Here is a 20,296-nt window from a genome sequence, read left to right on the forward strand (position 1 = left end):
TATGAATATACTAACAGGCTGAATCTCCTTTGTAAATAGCTTTGTGCACAGTCATTTCGAGACAAATTAAGCAATGTGCACAGGAATCAGGCAATTGGTTAAATCAACGGTCAGTTAATTCCGAAATCATACGTGCAAGCAGCGTCCTGGGCAAAATCACCGGTTTTTTAGTTTCTCTTGCAAATATCTCTTTCATTTCCTGGCTGTATCCGATGCAGTCCAGTACGATTACATCTCCTTTTAAACCTTTTGCCTGTTCTGCCGCTTTTAAAATCTCTTTCCGGTCTCCGTAAGGGGATGCAGAAATAACTTTTACATCCGTTACAATCTGCGACCATTTGTCCATACTTTGTTTTAACTGTTCAGGAGACGGGGTTACTACAATAATGGAGGAATTAGTTGAAAACAGGGGAACCATTCTGTCCAGTATGTCACAAGGATAGATCAGGGGAATAGAAGATTTCAGTGTATCCGGAAACTTGCCCGTACAAAACATCATGATAAGTTCCGCTCCCTCTTTTTCAAGTTCATGAATAGCTGTCTCAAGCCTGGGAAGAATAAAACGCTCTGCAAACGTTACGGAAGAACCATCATTCAATCTGGATACCAGAATGTAATCGCCTTCCTCCGGTTTGAATTCACTGATTTCTTCTTTTGTCAGCCCGTCTAATCCTCCTTTTTCACAAAGTTCTGCTTTGCCGTCAAAAATACCCATTATATCGGCTGTAACATCTGTTCTCGGACTCTGTCCCACTGTAATCGCACCAATTTTCATCTTATTTCTCCTTCCATTAAAAGTAATATTTTCTATGCATTTTAATTGAATTAATATACACTCTTTTTAATTTAAAGATTTTATCAGCACTCAGCGGTTCTGTCAACCTTAAAGAAATTTAACTGAACGTTCATCAAGCTCACAACGAAGCCGGAAATCAGAGCATTTTGATGCAATAGGAGAAAATATCCGCATCGTTTCTTCCGCCCGTCTTTTCCATGTTGCCGGATCCACAAACTCAATTGTTCTCATGTTGTGAAGGCGGTCTGAAAGTGCTACCAGAACTCCCCTGTCATCAGAGCTTTCATGCGTTTGTTTAAATTTTTCATAAGATAAAAGAATTCCACTTATCACAGATCCAGCCTCAAGGGAGATTCTTTCCTTATGTTTTTCCAGCCACACATCATGGAGAAGTCCGGCACAGACAGTATTTTCATCACTCCCCATATCAGCCAGGATAATTGCCACATTTAACGGGTGAGTGATATAGTCCTCCCCGGTTTTTCTTTTCTCTCCCTCATGTAATGCTTTTGCAAGTTTGTAAATTTCTTTTAATTTCTTATTGTTATACTCTGTTTTATTTTCTTTTAATGTGAGGCACAGAATCTGCCATAATTCCTCCGGTTTTTTATATACCTGTGCTGTTTTTATATATGCTTCCATTTGTTGTTTTTCTCCTTTCACAGAGGCATCACGAACATAGATTGCCCGCAGTAAAACAGGGGAATATCCAAACACAGAGGTGAAGGATTTGGTAAATCCGCTGTGGGTTTCCCAGCCGTAGTCCACGGCTGCATCAAGAATCCGCTTTCCTTTCGCAATCTCCTTCGCAGCTGCTAAAAGCTTTCTCTGCTTTACATATTCCATGGGAGAAATCCCGAATTTTCTTTTGAAACATCTGGTAAAATAGCCGGGGGAATACCCCACCCTGGCAGACAGCTGCAGTACGGTCAACTCCTCTTTTATGTGTTCATCAATAAAAACAGCAATCATAGAAATCCTGTCTTCGGCTTCCATTTTCGTCTGCCTCCTTTCTTTTTTTCCACGTGGTAGCTTTATTATAACGGAAACGAGAAAAATCTGCTGTTCCAAAAATGATCTTTTTCACTAGGTGTATTTTAACGCTGTTTGATGCGAGAATCAATTCATGATATAGTGCGAATCAGTTCACGCATAATAATTCACATTTACCATGGAAACTTATTATTACTCCGTTGACCGTGTTACTCATTTAGATTATTGCGACATCGTATTTACCTGTTTTAATGAGGCTGTCAGAGGTGAAAGGGATGCAATGGAGATGCGAAATATTATTACAGACTATACGGTAAACTTTTTTGATCATTATATACTGCACAAGGCTGTAAGTGTGGAAAGCCTGGAATACAATGGCGTGGACCTGATTAAAAAGGCCAGCCGCAAGTGACGTAACCAAGAGGCTGCTGATAAACTCAGAGCCGATAAACCTGTTACACGGTTATCGGCTCTCTGATAGTTCAGTTTACTGTCTTTATTTTTGTTGTTCCAGCACAGCAGAAAGTTTTTCCACCATTTCATCCACGTGCTCTTTTTCAATTACCAATGGCGGAACAAAGCGAATCACATTGGTACCTGCACTGATTATAACCAGCTTCTGTTCTGTCAATGCCTGGCTGACAATGGGGGAAACCGGTACGGTAAATTCCAGTCCCTGAATAAGGCCCAGCCCTCTTCTTGCTGTAATAATATCATACTTTTCTTTCAGCTTTTCCAGCTTTTTGCTCAGATAATCCCCAATTTCTTTTACATGATTTACGATTTCCCGCTTCTCAAACAGTTCTAAAACCTTGTAAGCTGCAGCAGATACTAATGGATTACCTCCGTAAGTAGTTCCATGATCCCCCGGCACCATAGCAGTAGCCGCTTTTCCGGCTGCCAGGAATGCCCCGATGGGAACTCCGTTCCCCAGTGCCTTTGCAACTGTCATCACATCGGGTTTGACACCATATTGCTGCCAGGCAAACATGGAGCCTGTGCGCCCCATTCCGCACTGGATCTCGTCAAGAATTAACAGAATATCATTTTTATCACAAATTTCTCTTATGCCTGTTAAAAATTCCTGGGTTGCAGGATAAATCCCGCCTTCTCCCTGAACGGTTTCCAAAATAATGGCACAGGTTTTTTCATTTACTACAGCTTTTACACTTTCCAGATCATTAAAATCGGCAAACTTAATTCCTGGAATTAAGGGTTTAAACGGCTCCTGATAATGATCATTTCCAGTTACAGAAAGAGCTCCCAGGCTTCTTCCATGAAATGAATGGTTCATGGCAACGATTTCATGGTCATGACCGCCGTCTTTATTATAAGCGTATCTCCTGGCTATTTTTAAAGCTCCCTCAATGGCCTCCGTTCCGCTGTTGGTAAAAAACACTTTATCCATCTGAGATGCCTTTAAAAGCAGTCCTGCTGCATCAACAGACGGTGCGTTATAATAGAGATTTGAAATGTGAAGAAGTTTATCAACCTGAGCCTTTACCGCCTCATTAAACTCAGCGTCATTGTATCCAAGACCAGCTACTGCAATTCCGGCAAAAAAATCCAGGTACTCATTACCGTCCGTATCATAAAGCCTTACTCCGTCCCCATGGTCAAAAACGACTGGAAAACGGTTATAAGTTTTATAAATTTCTGATTCCGCCTTATCGATATATTCCTGTTTATTCAGCATGATAAAAACGCTCCTCTCCCGGACTGACGATTGCAGTTCCGATTCCTTTATTGGTGAAAATCTCTAACAGCAGACAATGGGGGATTCTTCCGTCCATAATATGTACTCTGGACACACCATGGTTCATGGCATCAATGCAGTTTTGAAGTTTGGGGAGCATTCCGCCTCCAAGAGTTCCTCCGCTTACAAACTCCTGAGCATCTTCGATGGACATCTCAGAAATTAATGAATCCTTATCCTGAAAGTCCCGGTAAACGCCCTCCACATCCGTCAAAAAAGCCAGTTTCTCTGCCTCCATAGCTGTTGCAATTGCACAGGCTGCGTCGTCTGCGTTGATGTTATAGGTTTTAAAGTCCTCATCAAAGCCTACCGGGCAGATGATGGGGAGAAAATCCTTTTCCAGAAGATCGTTAATAATCTGAGTATCAACCTTTGTGATGTCGCCTACAAAACCAATGTCCTCTCCGTTGGAATAGCGCTTCTGGCATTTTAGCATCATGCCATCTTTCCCGCTGATTCCCACAGCCTTAACCCCCAGCTCATTGACAAGCTGAACCAGGCTTTTGTTCACCCGGTTTAAAACCATTTCTGCAATTTCCATAGTGGCTTCATCCGTCACCCTTAAGCCGTTGACAAAATGTGGCTCCATGCCAGTTTTCTCCACCCATCTGCTGATCTCTTTTCCGCCGCCGTGGACAATAATGGGCTTAAAGCCTACCAGTTTTAATAGGACAACATCCTGGATTACCTGTTTTTTCAGTTCTTCATCTACCATAGCGCTTCCGCCGTATTTTACAACAATAGTTTTACGGTTAAACCTCTGTATATAGGGAAGTGCCTCAATTAACACTTCGGCTTTTTGCATAATGCTCTGATCCAGTACCATTTATTTTTTCCTCTCCTTCTTAGGGTCTGTTCCCAATTCTTAAGAACGGTAATCTGCGTTGATTTTCACATAGTCAAAGGTCAGGTCACATCCCCATGCAGTTGCAGTAGCATCTCCCATCTTGATGTCAGCAATTGCAGTCACTTCCGGCTGGGATAAAATCTTAGCAGCCTCTTCCTCACTGTAGGGAAGTGCCACACCATTTTCTATGATCTGAAGCTTTCCTGCTGCGCTTTCAAAATACAGATCCACTTTTTCCGGGTCAAAGGAGGCTCCCGAGTATCCCATGGCACAAAGAATTCGTCCCCAGTTGGCATCGTGACCGAATATGGCTGCTTTAGTCAGGCTGGAAGTGATGACTGATTTTGATAATGTAACAGCCTGTGACTTTGTTTCTGCGCCAATAATTTTCACTTCAAATAAAGCCGTACAGCCTTCTCCGTCCCCTGCCATCTTCTTTGCCAGAGTTTCATTCACAAAATTAAGTGCCTTTATAAATAACTGATAATCTTCATTCTTTTCCGTAATCTCTTTATTTCCAGCCATCCCGTTTGCCAGAAGAAGAACGGTGTCGTTGGTAGAGGTGTCTCCGTCTACTGATATCATGTTGTACGTATCTTTGATATCTTCCCTTAATGCTTCCTGTAAAAGTTCCTTTGAAATCGCAGCATCTGTGGTAACAAAGCTTAGCATGGTGCACATGTCAGGGTGAATCATTCCAGAGCCCTTGCACATGCCTCCAATGGTGATGACAGCTCCGCCAGCTTCAAACTGAACTGCTACTTCCTTCTTCACGGTATCGGTTGTCATGATGGCCTGTGCTGCAGCGGTTCCGCTTTCCCCGCTGCCGTCCAGGATCACGGCCATTGTCTTTACTCCCTGTGTGATGCGGTCGATGGGTAGCTGCATTCCGATTACACCAGTAGAGGCTACAAGAACGGAATCTTCCGGAATGGAAAGACACTGGGAAGCTGCTTTTGCTGTCTGACTGCAGTAGGAGAATCCCTCTGCTCCGGTACATGCATTAGCAATTCCTGCATTTACTACAACAGCCTGGGCAAATGGCGAACTGGTCACGATTTCTTTATCCCATTTGACTGGGGCTGCTTTTACGATATTCGTGGTAAAAGTACCTGCTGCCTTACATGGAACCTCACTATAAATCATCGCCATATCTTTCCGGTTGTTTTTATATTTAATTCCTGCTGCAGTTGATGCAGCTTTAAATCCCTTCGCTGCCGTTACTCCTCCGTTTATCTGTTTCATATTACACTTCCTCCCTGTCGCCGATAATGGTATAACCTGCTTTTGACAGCTCCTCTAAAGCATTTTCGTACTGCGTTTTTTTAACAAGTATGTAATCTGTCTGAAAGGTGGATATAGCAAAAATACCGATTCCATGATCCGCCAGTACCGCTGATATCTTAGAAAGGATACCAATGAGGGAAAAATCAAGAACACCTTCAATCCGAAAAGCCTGAAACCCATCCTCCCTTTCCAGAGTATGTTCCGGAACGGACTTTGTCTCGCATACCAGAGACAATTCCTCATCGGTCTTTCCCATGAACCAGAATCCTGATTTCTCGTTCAGACTTGCCAGATCTTGTGGTCCTTTCAATTTGCATACAGTAAAGTCAGCAGTGATCCGTTTTAATTTCATAATCTCACTTTCCCCTTTAACTGATAAATTTAGTTTCGTTATTTTCACTGATAGTTAAATCATAATAATTCAAATCATCGCGGAAGGTGAAATTTTCTTTTTTCCAGAAATGATTTCCCAAATTATTGGAGCAAAAGGCAATTAAATTCACTTTATGAATTCCCTCTTTTCTTAAACGGCTGACTGCTTCCTGAACCATTTTATGACCGACTCCGTGCTCCCTGTATTCTTCTGCCACACAGACATGATAGAAGGTTCCCCTTCGTCCGTCGTGGCCGCACAGGATTGAACCTGTTATGGTTCCGTTCTCTTCTGCAACCACGCTTAAATCCGGGTTTCTTTGAAGAAAACGTCCGATTCCTTCTTCGGAGTCATCTGCCGCACGGATACCAAATCCCCTGATTCCGGACCAGAGTGCAAAAACATCTTTATAATCTTCTATCGTCATTGTTCGAATTATCATAATTTACCCCTAATCAATCGTTGTTAAAATAGTTACGGAAAAATGGGAATCAGCTTCAGTCCCTTGTTTTCCTCCAGTCCGAAAAGAATATTCATATTCTGCACTGCCTGCCCTGCGGCTCCCTTAACCAGATTATCCATGGCACCCATCATTACAATCCGGTTGGTTCTGGGATCAATCTTAAAATTCACATCAACAAAATTGCTTCCTTGCACCCATTTCGTCTGGGGTGTCATATCTTTATCCAGCACACGGACAAAAAATTCGCTTCCATAATAATGATCATAAACGGATTTCACTTCCTCATAAGAAACCTGTCTGGTCAAAGATGCATAGGCAGTTATTAGAATGCCCCGGTTCATGGGAACCAGATGAGGGGTAAAGCTAATGGTAACCGGTTTTCCTGCACCATAAGAAAGTTGTTCCTCAATCTCAGGAGTGTGTCTGTGTACGCCTACCCCGTAGGCTTTAATATTCTCATTCACTTCGCAGTAAAGATTGTCAGTCTTTGCTCCTCTTCCTGCACCTGAAGTTCCTGATTTTGCATCGACGATAATGGTATCAGGATCAATCAGCCCTTCTTTTACTAACGGATAAATGGAAAGTTCAGAACAGGTGGGATAACAGCCAGGATTGGCAATCAGTCTTGCCTTTTTAATCTTATCTCTGTTAAGTTCCGGAAGACCATAGACCGCTTCCTTTATATATTGAGGAGATTTGTGCGGAATCTGATACCACTCTTCATAGACGTTCACATCCTGAATCCGGTAATCTGCACTTAAATCGATGACTTTGGTTTTTGATAATATTTGTTCATTTAAGACAGAGGCCAGAAATCCCTGAGGTGTTGCAGTAAAAATTACGTCCACCATTTCTGCCAATGCTTCTATATTATCATCCATGCAGGAATCGCCGACGATTTCAAACATATTCTGATAGATGGAAGCATAATTCTGGTTCACATAACTTTTGGAACCGTACCATTTGATCTCCACGTCATCTCTCTGGAGTAAAAGTCTTGCCAGCTCACCGCCTGCATATCCGGTTGATCCTATAATTCCTGCTTTAATCATCGTCATCGCTCCTTTTTATTCTCTATTGTGTATCAGTCCTGACCGCTTCATTCAACGGACTTTTAATGTTCCTCCCAGGATTTTCATAATTATACATCTCTTTTGTATATTATGCAAGATATTTTTATATTTTTCATTTTACGCTTGCATTATTCCTGATTTTGTTGTATATTTATGAAAGTTCAACAAGGAAAATACAAAAACCATTGAGGAGGAATCATATATGAAAGAGAAAGTAATTTTAGCCTATTCCGGCGGACTTGATACCACTGCCATCATTCCATGGTTAAAGGAAAATTTTGATTATGAAGTTATCTGCTGCTGCATCGACTGCGGCCAGGGAAATGAACTTGATGGTCTGGAGGAGAGAGCCAAATTATCCGGCGCTTCCAAATTATATATAGAAGATCTTGTAGATGATTTCTGCGACAACTACATTATCCCCTGTGTTCAGGCCAATGCAGTTTATGAGAATAAATATCTGCTGGGAACTTCCATGGCTCGTCCGGCTATTGCTAAAAGACTGGTGGAGATCGCAAGGAAAGAAGGAGCTACCGCCATCTGCCACGGAGCTACAGGAAAGGGGAATGACCAGATCCGTTTTGAGCTTGGCATCAAGGCTCTTGCTCCTGATTTAAAGATCATTGCACCATGGCGTATGACCGATATCTGGACGATGCAGTCCCGCGAAGACGAGATAGAATATTGCAAACAGCATGGCATCGATCTTCCATTTTCTGCTGACAACAGCTACAGCCGTGACCGTAACTTATGGCACATCAGCCATGAGGGCTTAGAGCTTGAAGATCCAGCTAATGAACCGAATTACGATCACCTTCTGGTGTTGGGTGTATCACCGGAAAAGGCACCCGAAGAAGGGGAATACGTGACTATGACCTTTGAAAAAGGCATTCCCGTCAGCGTGAACGGAAAAGCTATGAAGGTTTCCGATATTATAACAACATTAAATGAACTGGGCGGAAAACACGGCATCGGCATCGTGGATATCGTTGAAAACCGGGTTGTGGGTATGAAATCCAGAGGCGTTTATGAAACTCCTGGCGGCACCATTCTGTTAGAGGCACATCAGCAGCTGGAAGAGCTGGTTTTAGACCGTGCAACCACGGAAGTGAAAAAAGACATGGGAAATAAATTCGCGCAGATCGTATACGAAGGAAAATGGTTCACACCACTTCGTGAGGCTGTTCAGGCATTCGTTACCTCTACTCAGGAATACGTAACCGGAGAAGTAAAATTCAAGCTTTACAAAGGTAATATTATAAAAGCAGGCACAACTTCCCCTTACTCCTTATACAGTGAATCTCTTGCTTCCTTTACTACCGGTGATCTCTATGACCATCACGATGCAGAAGGCTTCATCACTCTTTTCGGTCTTCCGTTAAAGGTTCGTGCCATGAAGATGCAGGAATTAAAAAAATAAAAAGTTTTTCTATGACAGGTACTGCCTGCTGGTCTCCCAGCGGCGGTATCTGTTTTTTATTATTAAGAACAATTGACAGTATTATCCTCTTGCTTTATAATTGCTCTGATTACATATTAACCAATTTTAACAAAAGATGAAAAATAATAAAACCCAGACCAGGAGAAAAAAATGTTACAGAAAAAACGAAAGCCTAACACCGGCACCAAAAACTCTATTAAACGTAAGCTTCAGATCAGTATCGCTGCTTTATCAACAATTATTACCCTGCTTTTTGGAACTGTAAATTCAATCATTGTCTATCGGGATGCCAGAAATAACATGCATCTGAGGATTCAGGAAAACACCAACGCCTACAACCATTCGGTTGAAAATTCCATACTCATCTATAAGACTAAAATCCAGGCAATTTCAAAGGATAACAGAATAAGAATCACCTCCAGTGCATCACAACAGCTAAAGAATGACCTGGACCAGCTGGCACAGGAAAATGGATTCGATTCCATCGTCGTTTGTACTCCCCAGGGAATTACTTCGGACGGAACCGATGTCAGTGACAGGGAATATTTTCAGAAATCCACCGGAGGAGAAACTTATATCTCTTCACCTCTCTTAAGCAAAACAACTGGAAAAATGATTATGATTCTCTCAGCTCCGATCAAAGGTGACGGAAGCAAGGGTATTGTATTTGCCAGGCTTTCCTGCGATTCTTTTAGTAAAATGATCACTGACATCTCCCTTGGCAAATCAGGCTACGGATTCATCGTGGATAAAACAGGAACTGTCGTTGCTCATAAGAATCAGGATAATGTGAATCAACAGTATAATTACATCGAAGCTGCCAATACTGATTCCTCAATTTCTGAGGCCGCTAAGATGGTAAAAAACATGACAGCTGGTAAATCGGATATTGAAGAGATTCATTATAAAAGCAATGCACTTACCGTTGGGTATGCCCCCATTCCCAATACGGACGGCTGGTCCATGGGAGTAGCAGCCAAAACATCGGAACTTATGCAAGGATTTTACATCTCCATTGTTATCATGATCATTTTTATTGTTGCATTTTTAATTATTGCTTTAATATCTGCCATGAGAATTGCCTCCCCCATTGTAAATCCCATTATAAAAATGGTGGAGAGACTGGAACTGCTTTCTCAGGGAGATCTTCATACCGAGGTTCCTGAATATGTAAGCGATGATGAGATCGGCACACTTTCCACTTCCCTAAAATATACCGTATCTTCTCTTCGCTCCATCATCAATGATGCAACGACTATTTTAGACGGAGTAGAGAAGGGTGACTGCACCCGGACCATTGAATCTGAATATAAAGCAGATTTTATCCAGCTTAAGACATCGATCAATGGAATTATTACCAATTTAAATACCATTTTCGGAAATTTCAGAAACTCCATTAACCAGATTTCAAGCGGAGCAGATCAGATCTCTTCCGGAGCGCAGCTTTTAGCTTCCGGTACAACGGAACAGGCTGCCACTGTAGAAGAGTTAAACGCTTCCATATCCAATGTGGCTCATCATTCAGAAGAAAATGTGGATACCGTATCAACAGTCAATGAATATGTAAAGCAGACCGGAATAGAGCTTGCTAAAGGAAATTCCTACATACAGAATTTAAACCAGGCCATGACTGAAATAGGAGAGGCTTCAAAGCAGATCACAAATATCACCAAGGTGATTGAAGATATTGCATTTCAGACCAATATTCTGGCACTGAACGCAGCAATTGAAGCAGCAAGGGCCGGAGAGGCCGGAAAAGGCTTCGCTGTTGTTGCAGATGAAGTCCGTAATCTGGCTGTCAAGGTATCGGAGGCCGCTGGTGAGACCTCTTCTCTGCTGGCACACTCCTCATCTCTTGTGGAAAACGGAGAAACCTTATCAAAAGAAACTGTAGAAATACTGAAAGGCCTTGCAGACAAGGCAGACTTCCTTGGTGAGTCTATGGAGAAGATCCGAAGTGCTTCTGCAGAGCAGGTAGATGCGATCCAGCAGGTCAACACCGGGTTAACCCAGGTATCGTCCGTAGTACAGACCAATGCGGCTACTGCAGAGGAAAGCTCAGCTTCAAGTGAAGAACTGGCTGCCCAGGCTCAGGCTATGAAAGATGAAATCAGCTGGATTCAGCTGATGGATGAAAATGTTTCTGAAAAAAAGCAGATCAGTGATCCGGCGGATGTAATAGCAGAAGTAACAGACTTACCAGGATCCCCGGTTAAAACAGAAAAATATTAATAAAACAGATACCGCCGCCTTATCACAGGCCGGCGGTATCTGTTTTATGAGATTTTTCTATTTATTTTCCCCGGAATCCGCCAAAGCATCTAATTTCTGACCAGCAATTCGGTAAACAGTCCATTCATCCATAGACTCGGCTCCCATGGAACGGTAAAAGTCAATGCTGGGCTGATTCCAGTCCAGACACCACCACTCCAGTCTTCCACAGCCCCGCTCTCTTGCAATAGCACCTAATTTTTTAAAAATTGCTTTTCCGATACCCTTCCCTCTATACTCAGGTTTTACAAACAAGTCTTCCAGATAAATCCCGGCTCTGCCCAGAAACGTAGAGAAATTATGGAAAAACAGTGCAAATCCAACTTCTTTCCCATCAGCCAGGGCAAAGAGCACTTCTGCTTTTTTCTCATCAAACAGCCATTTTTTTAGCAGCTCCTCTGACGCCACCACCTCATCAAGCATCTTCTCATACTCTGCCAGTGCTTTGATAAATTCCAGAATCAGTGATGTATCAGATTCCTCTGCATGTCGAAAAGTCAGTTCCATATTTTTCCTCCTATGTGTCAATTTTATATAGTATACCGTATTTAAATTGTTTTTTCCAGAGCACGCCTGATCCTTGGCATCATTTTTTTCGTATATACATATCCACTCTCCATACATTCCTCCATGTATTCAAAAGTCAGAAGCCCTGCCCCCTTGGGGATTGGCGGCTTTAGAAGAAAGATTTCACCGCTGGAACGGCAGTCTTTTAATTCTCTGCTCATAATAGAAAACGAATGAAATGCAATTTCCATGATGGAATGATCTTTGGGCATCTCATAGGTATCTCCGATATCGACTGCCATCACTCTGGATTCTCCTGTTGATATAAACAGATCTACTGGCAGATTATTAGTCACTCCTCCATCCACCAGCATATAACCGTTAATCTGCCTTGGGGAAAACACGGCCGGAACAGATGAACTGGCCATCATAATATCACATAACAGCCCGTTTTTCTGCCACTTCACATTCTCCTCCCGAAGCGCAGATATAGGTGCCTTCTCTTCAAATAAGTTGGTGAACACAACGGTGTTTCCGCTGTTTAAGTCAACTGTGGGAATCAAAAGACCCTTCTGGCAATCCTGTATCTCCAGTCCGTCGGTTAAATCGCAAAGATAATGCAAAAGCCGGTTGCCTTTGATTAACCCCATCAATGAAGGACTTCTGTGAAGCAGCACCTGGGGCAGAAACAACAGAACTCCCAGAATATTGGGATCTATATAATGATCTCCATGTTTTGCCAGCCATCTTACGTTTTCTCTCAACGCACCGATGTCCATTCCGGAAGCGTAAAGTCCTGCCACTATGCTGCCCGCACTGGCTCCTGCAATCCGGTCAGGCAAAAGACCGTTTTCTTCCAATGCTGTAAGAACGCCTACGTGAATCGCTCCTTTGGTTCCTCCTCCTGATAACGCAAGCCCATAATCTGCCATGTTACTCTTCTCCTTGCCTGGTAGAAACGTTTCAGGAAAATGTATGCCCTTTCATGGTCTATTATGACCTTTAAACGGGGTGAAAATAACAGAAAAGCCGGAAAGCAGTATGGATTAAACCACGCCTGCTTCCCGGCTTTTCATAGATGTCTGTATTGCGAAACGGAATGGATATCAGTTTCCGCCTGCATAATAGGCATCGATACCATCTGCGATTCCTTTTGCAATCTTGTCCCGGTATTCATCCGTTGCCATCTTCTTATCTTCTTCAGCATTACTCATAAAGCCCATCTCCACAATGGTTACAGGTATCTTGCACCAGTTAATTCCGCTCATGGAATCCGTCTCCTGAACCCCACGGTTTCTAAATCCGGTCTGACTGCTGATTCCATTCACCACTGTTTTTGACAGTGCTGCACTTTTACCATAGAGATTGCTGTTATAAGGATTTTTTGAAGTCTGGCACATAGTCAGGGCACCCGCTATGGATCTGTCATTTAAGGAATTTGCATGAACTCTTATGAAAATATCCGCTCCGCTTTCATTTGCCATATTAGCCCGCTGCGCATTACTGATATTGACATCATCGGTTTCACGAATCATATAGACCCGGTAACCTCTGTTGAGCAGTTCCTGCTTTAATTTCAGGGAAACTGCCAGAGTGAGCTTGTACTCCGGTATTCCGGTAGCAGATCCCTGGGTTCCGGATGCTACCTTGGCTTTCATCTGTGTTGAGCCGGGTCCGATGGGTTCCTTCTCTGAATTTCCCTTCGCCTGGTGTCCCGGATCAATGGCAATCAGTCTGCCATTTCCGCTTCCTGATATGACTGGTGCCTGGGCCGGCTGATCCGCTGGTTTATCAGCAGATAAATACCTGGAAGACACGTAGCATTCCTTATTCTCATAGATAACCCGGCTCCAGCTCTGGCTGTATCCGGTTCGTTCTAAAGCTGCACCCTGATTAAGAGTGGCCGCTATCTGGCTGGTGACAGAAGGCTGTGTTCTTACATTCACTCCGCTGCCTGTGATATAGACCGTCTCATTTGCTTTTTGAAATTCAGGAGCTGTCTCTGTTGTCACGGAAGCTTCGTGGGAAATTTTTTCCGCAGCCGTTCCCTCTCTCTCTCCGTATTCAATGGTCACCGGAGCGGACTTTTCCTCTTCGCTCAAACCACTATTGGCCTCTTCCACAACCGGCCTCTGTACTTCCTCATACTTTTTCCCGCAGCCGGAAAGAAGGAAGAGACTTAACAGCAGAGCCATCAGAAACAGCCATCTGTTCTTTCTGATTATCACAGTATAGTTCCTCCTCCCACTACATACTCACCCTGATAGAATACCACGGCCTGTCCTGGAGTGATCGCCCTCTGCGGTTCTTTAAATCTGCATTCCACCACGCCCTCTTCCAATTCTTTTATGGTACAGGCTGCACCTTTATGGCTGTAACGGATCTTTGCCATTACCTCCATCTCTTCTCCATGAAGACCATCAACTGCCATCCAGTTTAAATGTCCGGCGCAGAGAGTGCCTGAATAAACATCCTCTCCTTTTCCGATCACCACTTCGTTTGTCTCAGGACGTATCTCAACTACAAAAACCGGATAACCAAGAGATAGATTTAGACCTTTTCTCTGTCCTACTGTGTAATGAGTGATGCCTTTATGACGTCCAATCACCTGGCCATTTAAGTCCACAAAATCACCTTCCGGCGCTCTCTCCCCTGCGTTCTCTTCTATAAATCCCGCATAATCATGATCCGGAATAAAGCAGATCTCCTGACTGTCAGGCTTATGAGCCACTTTCAGATTGATCCGGTCAGCAATTTCCCTGATCTGATCCTTGGAATAGGCACCTACCGGCATCAGGGTACAGGCAAGCTGCTCCTGGGTTAAGTTATAAAGCGCATATGTCTGGTCTTTTGCGGCAGTTACGGACTTCTTTAAGGCATATCGGCCGTTGGGAAGCTGATCAATCTGGGCGTAATGGCCTGTAGCAATATAATCCGCTCCGATATCCAGGCTGCGCTTTAAAAGAGATTCCCACTTGACATAACGGTTGCAGGCGATACAGGGGTTGGGAGTGCGGCCTCTCTGGTATTCGTCTACAAAGTAATCAATTACCTGGGATTTGAATTCTTCTTTAAAATTCATAACATAATAGGGAATCCCCAGATCCCAGGCAACTCTTCTGGCATCGTCTACGGCACTGAGCCCGCAGCAGCCACCGTTCTCTTCCTGAGTCACGTTATCCTCATCCTGCCAGATCTGCATGGTTACGCCGATTACGTCATAGCCTTGTTCCTTTAACAGCCAGGCTGCAACGGAAGAATCCACGCCGCCTGACATTCCTACTACTACTTTCGCTTTTTTCATAGAATCCCATTTCCATTAATATTCTTCTTCTACTTCTTCCTCACCGATATCTGACTTTGGTTTTTGTAAACCTTCAATCTTAATGTCATGCTTGATTGCGTAATCCCACAACGCCGCATGGATTGCTTCTTCGGCAAGCAGGGAGCAGTGTACTTTTACAGGGGGCAGACCATCAAGTGCCTCACATACAGCCTTATTGGTTACCTCCATCGCTTCCTGAATTGATTTTCCTTTTACCATCTCTGTAGCCATGCTGCTGGTAGCAACTGCCGCACCACAGCCAAAGGTTTTAAACTTAACATCCTGAATAATCTGGTTGTCATCGATATCCAGATAAATTCTCATAATATCGCCGCATTTTGCATTTCCAACTGTACCCATGCCACTGGCATTCTCTATTTCACCCACATTTCTCGGGTGCTCAAAATGATCCATTACTTTTTCTGTATACATATTCTATTCTCCATTTCCGGTAATTCATCTACCCTCTGTTAGTTCCCCTGATGCTTGATATAATCCTCATAAAGAGGAGACATGCTGCGCAGTTTGGCCACGATCTCCTTAATAGCTTCCACCACATAATCCATCTCTTCCATAGTATTTTCCTCGTCAAGAGTCAGACGAAGAGAGCCATGGGCGATCTCATGAGGAAGGCCAATTGCCAACAGTACATGAGACGGATCTAAGGAACCGGAAGTACAGGCAGAACCGCTGGATCCGCAGATTCCTTTCATATCCAGCATAATCAGTAAGGATTCTCCCTCAATAAACTGGAAGGCAAAATTTACATTATTGGAAAGGCGGCTCTTTTTGCTGCCGTTAATTCTGGTGTATGGAACTTCTTTCATCACACGTTCCATTAAATATTCACGAAGCTCGGTCTCTTTGCGGGTTCTTTCTTCCATTCCTGCCACTGCAAGCTCAACCGCTTTACCGAAACCTACAATTCCCGTTACATTTTCTGTTCCTGCACGGCGCTTTCTCTCCTGTCCGCCTCCATGAATAAAGGACCTGGACTTGACGCCGGTTCTGATATATAAAAATCCAATTCCCTTTGGTCCGTTAATCTTGTGACCGCTGGCACTTAACATATCAATATGGTATTCATCTACGTTAATCGGCACATGACCGTATGCCTGAACTGCATCGGTATGGAATAAGATATTATGCTCTTTTGCTATCTCACCAATTTCCTTAATGGGCTCAATGGTGCCGATCTCATTATTGGCAAACATGATAGAAATGAGGATGGTGTCAGGACGAATGGCTTTTTTCAGCTCGTCTAACTTTATGGATCCATTCTCATCTACATTCAGATACGTGATATCAAAACCGCGTTTCTCTAAATACTCACAGGTATGGAGCGCGGCATGATGTTCGATTTTGCTGGTAATAATGTGTTTTCCTTTTTCTGCATAGGCTTCTGCTGTTGCAATAAGCGCCCAGTTGTCGGATTCAGAACCGCCTGCTGTAAAATAAATCTCGTTTGTCTTGGCTCCAAGAGAATTCGCGATGATCTCTCTGGATTCCTGAACCGCTTTCTTTGAAATACCGGAAAATTCGTATACGGAAGATGGATTACCATAATATTCCGTAAAGTAAGGCAGCATGGCTTCTACGACCTCTGGTCTGGTTTTGGTCGTCGCTGCGTTGTCTAGATAAATCAGTTGTTTCATATTTGTTAGTTCCGCCTTTCTGTAGTTCTAAAGTTAAAAGCTTCATCTACATTTTCTATTATACACACATTTCCTAGAAATTCAATAGGAATGATTCTCATTATGATTATGTCATGAAGAAAGAACAATTTCCATATATTTATAATAATTCTCTTTTTCAGGAGATTTCATGAATGATTCTCTAAAGATCCCCAGGAAACTTTCAAAAAGGAAATATGCGCTTCTGACCGGCACGCTTCTTCTTACGTCAGCCGGGCTCATCACCCGGGTGCTGGGTTTTTTTTACCGGATCTTCCTCTCCCGTACCATCGGAGCTGAGGGTCTGGGTATCTTTAATCTGATTCATCCGGTGTTTGGAATCTGCTTTGCTCTTTGTGCAGGCTCCATACAAACCGCTATATCCCAGTCCGTAGCCGCTAATGTGAAGAAGGGCCGTTCTTTATTCAGAAGTGGTCTGATCATCTCAGTGGCTATTTCCATGATACTGGCTTATCTCATTGTTCAGTTTAAAGATTTTATTGCAGGTTCCATATTAATGGAACCGCGCTGTGCACCTCTCCTTATATTTCTTGCAGTATCGGTTCCGTGCGCAGCCATTCATGCCTGTATCAACGGTTATTATTATGGTATGCAGCGTCCCTCTGTTCCGGCATTGGCACAGATCATGGAACAGATGATAAGAATCGGTGCCGTTTTCCTCATTGCCGATATCATGATCCAGTCAGGAATCACTATTACTGTTCAGCTGGCCGTCATTGGCCACTTAATCGGAGAAGTTGCCTCCTCTCTGTTTACCGTTTTTGCCTACCGTTTTTTTCCGCCGGTTATTGCCAAAGACTTTGCTTATGATTCCTCCCATTTTAGTGAAACAGCTCCGGGACTCATGCATCTTGCACTTCCTCTTATGGGAAATAGGCTGGTTTTAAATATTCTTGCCAGTGCGGAGGCCATTCTGATTCCCAGCAGACTGCAGATGTCGGGTCTTTCCGATTCAGCCGCATTTTCCGTATACGGCGTGTTAACCGGTATGGCGCTGCCCTTTATTTTGTTCCCCTCCACCGTATTTAATTCTCTCGCAGTACTTTTACTGCCAACAGTAGCAGAAGCTCAGTCCGAAGGCAATGAAAAACGGATCGGAACCGCTATCTCCATGTCTCTTAGGTACTGTATGTATGTGGGAATTCTCTGCATTGGAATCTTTACCTTATTCGGGGAGGACCTGGGAGTCAGTGTATTTAAAGACAGTTCTGCCGGGCAGTACATGACTGTGCTGGCATGGCTCTGCCCATTTCTTTATATGGCCACCACCATGGGAAGTATCTTAAACGGACTTGGCAAAACCTCCATTACCTTTACCCAGAATGTAATCGCCATGACATTACGGCTTTTGTTTGTGATTTTTGGTATCCCGCGGCTGGGAATATTCGCCTATCTGGTTGGCGCACTGGCAAGCGAACTGCTGCTGGCGTTCATGCATGTGCTTACTTTAAGGAAAATGGTGGATTTTATGTGGAACGCATGGGATATGATCGCAAAGCCGTCGGCTCTCATGATACTGGCAATCGGAATCTATTATGCCGTTTTTTCCTTTGCCGATCCATTTGCGGGCCTGCCCCTGTTTATTAAATCTGCGATACATATTGGAATCGTAAGTATCTTTTATCTGGTGCTGCTATTGGGGGCTCATGTTATGAAACACGGTGAAGACTGAAAGAAGTAAGCCAGGTGAAAATCCTCAGAACTGAGATGTTCTGGGGATTTTTTGCTGTTACATGGCAGCTCTGACATTGCGTATTCTTGTTTGGGGCATAGTCAGGGACCTATCTGCTGCTATGCCCCATTTGGAGTACGGACACTTTTTCAAAGCACTATTTTCCTGCTCCTTGCGTTGAATTTCATGGTATAGTATAATACTTGGATACAGCATGCAAATGAAAGGCAGGTGTAAGAGCTTCTTTATGAAGCGGATTAATGGATATCAAAGAAGCCTGTTTCAGTATTGAATTTTTCAAAAACATATCAGAAAAATCAGCTGCTGCACTGATTGCCTGCGGCAGCCTCCGTCATTTTCCAAAAGGGGCACACTTATATTGGGATAAAGAAATGAGCCATACTCTTTATATTGTAATAGATGGATTCGTATCCCTGTATAAAATCAATTCCCAGGGAGAAAGAAAAACGGTTTTTCTTTTAGGAAAAGGGGAATTGGTTAATGAAGAGGTTTTACAGAATATGCCCGCTTCCATTAACTGCGAAGCATTCGAATCTTCTCTGGTTCTGTGCTTTGGGAAGACGGATCTTCTGGCTGTCATGCGTCAGGATTTTGAACTGACGAAACTGATTCTTGATTCCCTGGCGTTAAAAAACAGGCGTTTATACCGACAGCTAAAGAACACTTCCAACTCCGTACATGGGGAAAAGAAGATTGCAGCTAAGCTGTGGCGCCTGTCTAAGGATTATGGAATTCCCCATGAGGAAGGGACCTTAATCAATATGGATTTAAGCGTTACTTATCTGGCCGATATGTTAGGGTCCAGACGGGAAACTGTATCCCGTCAGTTGAAGCATTTAACGGAACAGGGGCTGGTTCATGTCCAGCGGGGGAAATTTATTATCCCTGACAGAGACGCCCTGTCTGTTTTTTTTAAGTCACCGTGATTTTGATCACGGTGATTTTTTTATTTGTCAATTATACTGATTTACGGGTAGTTTGATAAAAAATAAACAAAGGAGGCTATTTATGTTTCAGGAAGAATATTCAATGTTATCAAAAGCAGCGGAAAACAAATCAAAGTTTCTTAAAAACAATCCTGCTGGCTACTGGGTTGCAGCCATGCTGGCAGGCATTTATGTGGGTTTTGGAATCCTGCTTATTTTTTCCGCAGGAGGAATGATCTCAGATCAGCCTTACGTCAAGATTATTATGGGTGCATCCTTTGGTATCGCCCTCAGTCTTGTTGTCATGGCAGGTGCGGAACTGTTTACCGGCAATAATTTAATTATGGCAGGCGGAGTTTTCAGTGGTACGGCCACAGTCGCAGAGGCGGGAAAGCTGTGGGTGGTCTGTTTACTTGGAAACTGGGCCGGGTCCATTCTTTTAGCCCTGATTTTCTGGGGCGCAGGGCTGACAAAGGGTCCTGTAGGAGAATTCATGGCAAATGCTGCTGCTGCCAAGATGGCAATTCCCCTTATCCCCCTCTTTTTAAGAGCAGTTCTCTGCAACATCTTAGTATGCCTTGCTATCTGGTGCGGCTTCCGCTGTAAATCAGAAAGCGGGAAATTAATTATGGTATTCTGGTGTCTCTTTGCGTTTATTACAAGCGGTTATGAGCACAGCATTGCCAACATGACTCTGCTCACTGTGGGAATCTTAAGCCCAGGCAATGCGGCAGTTTCCCTTTCCGGATATTTTTACAATATTCTGGTTGTAACTTTTGGCAATATGGCAGGCGGTATCTTATTTACGGCTGTTCCCTACTATCTGATTTCCAGAAAAAAGGAGGCATAGC

The 20,296-nt window shown here is 43.4% G+C and carries 20 protein-coding genes; 6 read left to right on the forward strand and 14 right to left on the reverse strand.

Features of this window, described 5'->3' with window-relative positions:
• Window positions 1-103: 103 nt before the first annotated feature.
• Both RZO55_RS20565 and RZO55_RS20570 read right to left on the reverse strand, forming a co-directional pair.
• Entirely contained in the window at window positions 104-775 is a 672-nt protein-coding gene (locus RZO55_RS20565) for an AroM family protein (protein WP_318066138.1), read from the reverse strand.
• A gap of 108 nt (window positions 776-883) precedes the next feature.
• Window positions 884-1,792, reverse strand: coding sequence for an HD domain-containing protein (locus tag RZO55_RS20570; RefSeq protein WP_318066139.1), 909 nt, complete (start codon window positions 1,790-1,792; stop codon window positions 884-886).
• A 175-nt stretch (window positions 1,793-1,967) separates the two neighbouring features.
• On the opposite strand from RZO55_RS20570, the gene RZO55_RS20575 reads away from it, so the two are divergent.
• A complete protein-coding gene (locus RZO55_RS20575) occupies window positions 1,968-2,201 on the forward strand; it encodes a hypothetical protein (protein WP_318066140.1) in 234 nt (77 codons plus the stop codon).
• Window positions 2,202-2,285: 84 nt separating this feature from the next.
• Here the strand turns inward: RZO55_RS20575 and RZO55_RS20580 are convergent, their stop codons facing one another.
• The 6 genes from RZO55_RS20580 to argC are packed head-to-tail and all read right to left on the reverse strand — an operon-like array spanning window position 2,286 to window position 7,567.
• On the reverse strand, window positions 2,286-3,482 hold the full coding sequence (locus RZO55_RS20580) for an aspartate aminotransferase family protein (RefSeq protein ID WP_369293246.1): 1,197 nt from the start codon (window positions 3,480-3,482) through the stop codon (window positions 2,286-2,288).
• On the reverse strand, window positions 3,475-4,371 hold the full coding sequence (gene argB / locus RZO55_RS20585; RefSeq protein ID WP_439100068.1) for an acetylglutamate kinase: 897 nt from the start codon (window positions 4,369-4,371) through the stop codon (window positions 3,475-3,477). The genes RZO55_RS20580 and argB overlap by 8 nt, the downstream gene beginning before the upstream one ends.
• A 39-nt stretch (window positions 4,372-4,410) precedes the next feature.
• On the reverse strand, window positions 4,411-5,637 hold the full coding sequence (gene argJ, locus RZO55_RS20590) for a bifunctional glutamate N-acetyltransferase/amino-acid acetyltransferase ArgJ (RefSeq protein WP_318066142.1): 1,227 nt from the start codon (window positions 5,635-5,637) through the stop codon (window positions 4,411-4,413).
• Window position 5,638: 1 nt separating this feature from the next.
• Window positions 5,639-6,031, reverse strand: coding sequence for an ACT domain-containing protein (locus tag RZO55_RS20595; RefSeq protein ID WP_318066143.1), 393 nt, complete (start codon window positions 6,029-6,031; stop codon window positions 5,639-5,641).
• 16 nt (window positions 6,032-6,047) lie between these two features.
• Window positions 6,048-6,494 (reverse strand): GNAT family N-acetyltransferase, encoded by a 447-nt coding sequence (locus RZO55_RS20600; RefSeq protein ID WP_318066144.1) that lies wholly within the window; start codon window positions 6,492-6,494, stop codon window positions 6,048-6,050.
• A 32-nt stretch (window positions 6,495-6,526) separates the two neighbouring features.
• A complete protein-coding gene (gene argC / locus RZO55_RS20605) occupies window positions 6,527-7,567 on the reverse strand; it encodes an N-acetyl-gamma-glutamyl-phosphate reductase (protein ID WP_318066145.1) in 1,041 nt (346 codons plus the stop codon).
• Between the two features lie 223 nt (window positions 7,568-7,790).
• On the opposite strand from argC, the gene RZO55_RS20610 reads away from it, so the two are divergent.
• On the forward strand, window positions 7,791-9,008 hold the full coding sequence (locus RZO55_RS20610; RefSeq protein WP_318066146.1) for an argininosuccinate synthase: 1,218 nt from the start codon (window positions 7,791-7,793) through the stop codon (window positions 9,006-9,008).
• 171 nt (window positions 9,009-9,179) lie between these two features.
• The gene (locus RZO55_RS20615) at window positions 9,180-11,261 is read left to right on the forward strand and encodes a methyl-accepting chemotaxis protein (RefSeq protein ID WP_318066147.1); all 2,082 of its coding nucleotides are present in this window, start codon (window positions 9,180-9,182) and stop codon (window positions 11,259-11,261) included.
• A 57-nt stretch (window positions 11,262-11,318) separates the two neighbouring features.
• On the opposite strand, the gene RZO55_RS20620 is transcribed toward RZO55_RS20615, so the two are convergent.
• The 6 genes from RZO55_RS20620 to nifS all read right to left on the reverse strand — a co-directional run bounded on the left by RZO55_RS20620 (window position 11,319) and on the right by nifS (window position 16,787).
• A complete protein-coding gene (locus RZO55_RS20620) occupies window positions 11,319-11,807 on the reverse strand; it encodes a GNAT family N-acetyltransferase (protein ID WP_318066148.1) in 489 nt (162 codons plus the stop codon).
• A gap of 41 nt (window positions 11,808-11,848) precedes the next feature.
• Window positions 11,849-12,739: a patatin-like phospholipase family protein gene (locus RZO55_RS20625; protein ID WP_318066149.1), complete on the reverse strand. Its 891-nt coding sequence runs from the start codon at window positions 12,737-12,739 to the stop codon at window positions 11,849-11,851.
• A 174-nt stretch (window positions 12,740-12,913) separates the two neighbouring features.
• Entirely contained in the window at window positions 12,914-14,035 is a 1,122-nt protein-coding gene (locus tag RZO55_RS20630) for an N-acetylmuramoyl-L-alanine amidase (protein WP_318066150.1), read from the reverse strand.
• Window positions 14,032-15,111 (reverse strand): tRNA 2-thiouridine(34) synthase MnmA, encoded by a 1,080-nt coding sequence (gene mnmA, locus RZO55_RS20635; protein ID WP_318066151.1) that lies wholly within the window; start codon window positions 15,109-15,111, stop codon window positions 14,032-14,034. Before mnmA ends, RZO55_RS20630 begins: the two co-directional genes overlap by 4 nt.
• 15 nt (window positions 15,112-15,126) lie before the next feature.
• Window positions 15,127-15,564 carry a Fe-S cluster assembly scaffold protein NifU gene (gene nifU, locus RZO55_RS20640; protein ID WP_318066152.1) on the reverse strand — a complete coding sequence of 146 codons (438 nt, stop codon included), beginning with the start codon at window positions 15,562-15,564 and terminating at the stop codon, window positions 15,127-15,129.
• Between the two features lie 38 nt (window positions 15,565-15,602).
• Complete coding sequence (nifS, locus tag RZO55_RS20645) at window positions 15,603-16,787, reverse strand: cysteine desulfurase NifS (protein WP_318066153.1); 1,185 nt, start codon at window positions 16,785-16,787, stop codon at window positions 15,603-15,605.
• A 169-nt stretch (window positions 16,788-16,956) separates the two neighbouring features.
• Between nifS and RZO55_RS20650 the strand changes: the two genes are divergently transcribed.
• From RZO55_RS20650 to RZO55_RS20660, 3 genes are all read left to right on the forward strand, one after another.
• Window positions 16,957-18,498 (forward strand): oligosaccharide flippase family protein, encoded by a 1,542-nt coding sequence (locus RZO55_RS20650; RefSeq protein WP_318066154.1) that lies wholly within the window; start codon window positions 16,957-16,959, stop codon window positions 18,496-18,498.
• Window positions 18,499-18,758: 260 nt separating this feature from the next.
• The gene (locus tag RZO55_RS20655; RefSeq protein WP_318066155.1) at window positions 18,759-19,445 is read left to right on the forward strand and encodes a Crp/Fnr family transcriptional regulator; all 687 of its coding nucleotides are present in this window, start codon (window positions 18,759-18,761) and stop codon (window positions 19,443-19,445) included.
• Between the two features lie 82 nt (window positions 19,446-19,527).
• Complete coding sequence (locus RZO55_RS20660) at window positions 19,528-20,295, forward strand: formate/nitrite transporter family protein (protein ID WP_318066156.1); 768 nt, start codon at window positions 19,528-19,530, stop codon at window positions 20,293-20,295.
• Window position 20,296: the final 1 nt, after the last annotated feature.

The organism is Clostridium boliviensis, from assembly GCF_033342255.1.
Taxonomy (GTDB): Bacteria; Bacillota; Clostridia; order Lachnospirales; family Lachnospiraceae; genus Lacrimispora; species Lacrimispora boliviensis.

Excerpts from the sequence above, each read along its gene's own strand:
- RZO55_RS20565 (WP_318066138.1), bottom strand. The coding sequence starts at position 775 with ATGAAAATTGGTGCGATTACAGTGGGACAGAGTCCGAGAACAGATGTT.
- RZO55_RS20570 (WP_318066139.1), bottom strand. The coding sequence starts at position 1,792 with ATGGAAGCCGAAGACAGGATTTCTATGATTGCTGTTTTTATTGATGAA.
- RZO55_RS20575 (WP_318066140.1), top strand. The coding sequence starts at position 1,968 with ATGGAAACTTATTATTACTCCGTTGACCGTGTTACTCATTTAGATTAT.
- argB (WP_439100068.1), bottom strand. The coding sequence starts at position 4,371 with ATGGTACTGGATCAGAGCATTATGCAAAAAGCCGAAGTGTTAATTGAG.
- argJ (WP_318066142.1), bottom strand. The coding sequence starts at position 5,637 with ATGAAACAGATAAACGGAGGAGTAACGGCAGCGAAGGGATTTAAAGCT.
- RZO55_RS20595 (WP_318066143.1), bottom strand. The coding sequence starts at position 6,031 with ATGAAATTAAAACGGATCACTGCTGACTTTACTGTATGCAAATTGAAA.
- RZO55_RS20600 (WP_318066144.1), bottom strand. The coding sequence starts at position 6,494 with ATGATAATTCGAACAATGACGATAGAAGATTATAAAGATGTTTTTGCA.
- argC (WP_318066145.1), bottom strand. The coding sequence starts at position 7,567 with ATGATTAAAGCAGGAATTATAGGATCAACCGGATATGCAGGCGGTGAG.
- RZO55_RS20610 (WP_318066146.1), top strand. The coding sequence starts at position 7,791 with ATGAAAGAGAAAGTAATTTTAGCCTATTCCGGCGGACTTGATACCACT.
- RZO55_RS20615 (WP_318066147.1), top strand. The coding sequence starts at position 9,180 with ATGTTACAGAAAAAACGAAAGCCTAACACCGGCACCAAAAACTCTATT.
- RZO55_RS20620 (WP_318066148.1), bottom strand. The coding sequence starts at position 11,807 with ATGGAACTGACTTTTCGACATGCAGAGGAATCTGATACATCACTGATT.
- RZO55_RS20625 (WP_318066149.1), bottom strand. The coding sequence starts at position 12,739 with ATGGCAGATTATGGGCTTGCGTTATCAGGAGGAGGAACCAAAGGAGCG.
- mnmA (WP_318066151.1), bottom strand. The coding sequence starts at position 15,111 with ATGAAAAAAGCGAAAGTAGTAGTAGGAATGTCAGGCGGCGTGGATTCT.
- nifU (WP_318066152.1), bottom strand. The coding sequence starts at position 15,564 with ATGTATACAGAAAAAGTAATGGATCATTTTGAGCACCCGAGAAATGTG.
- nifS (WP_318066153.1), bottom strand. The coding sequence starts at position 16,787 with ATGAAACAACTGATTTATCTAGACAACGCAGCGACGACCAAAACCAGA.
- RZO55_RS20650 (WP_318066154.1), top strand. The coding sequence starts at position 16,957 with ATGAATGATTCTCTAAAGATCCCCAGGAAACTTTCAAAAAGGAAATAT.
- RZO55_RS20655 (WP_318066155.1), top strand. The coding sequence starts at position 18,759 with ATGGATATCAAAGAAGCCTGTTTCAGTATTGAATTTTTCAAAAACATA.
- RZO55_RS20660 (WP_318066156.1), top strand. The coding sequence starts at position 19,528 with ATGTTTCAGGAAGAATATTCAATGTTATCAAAAGCAGCGGAAAACAAA.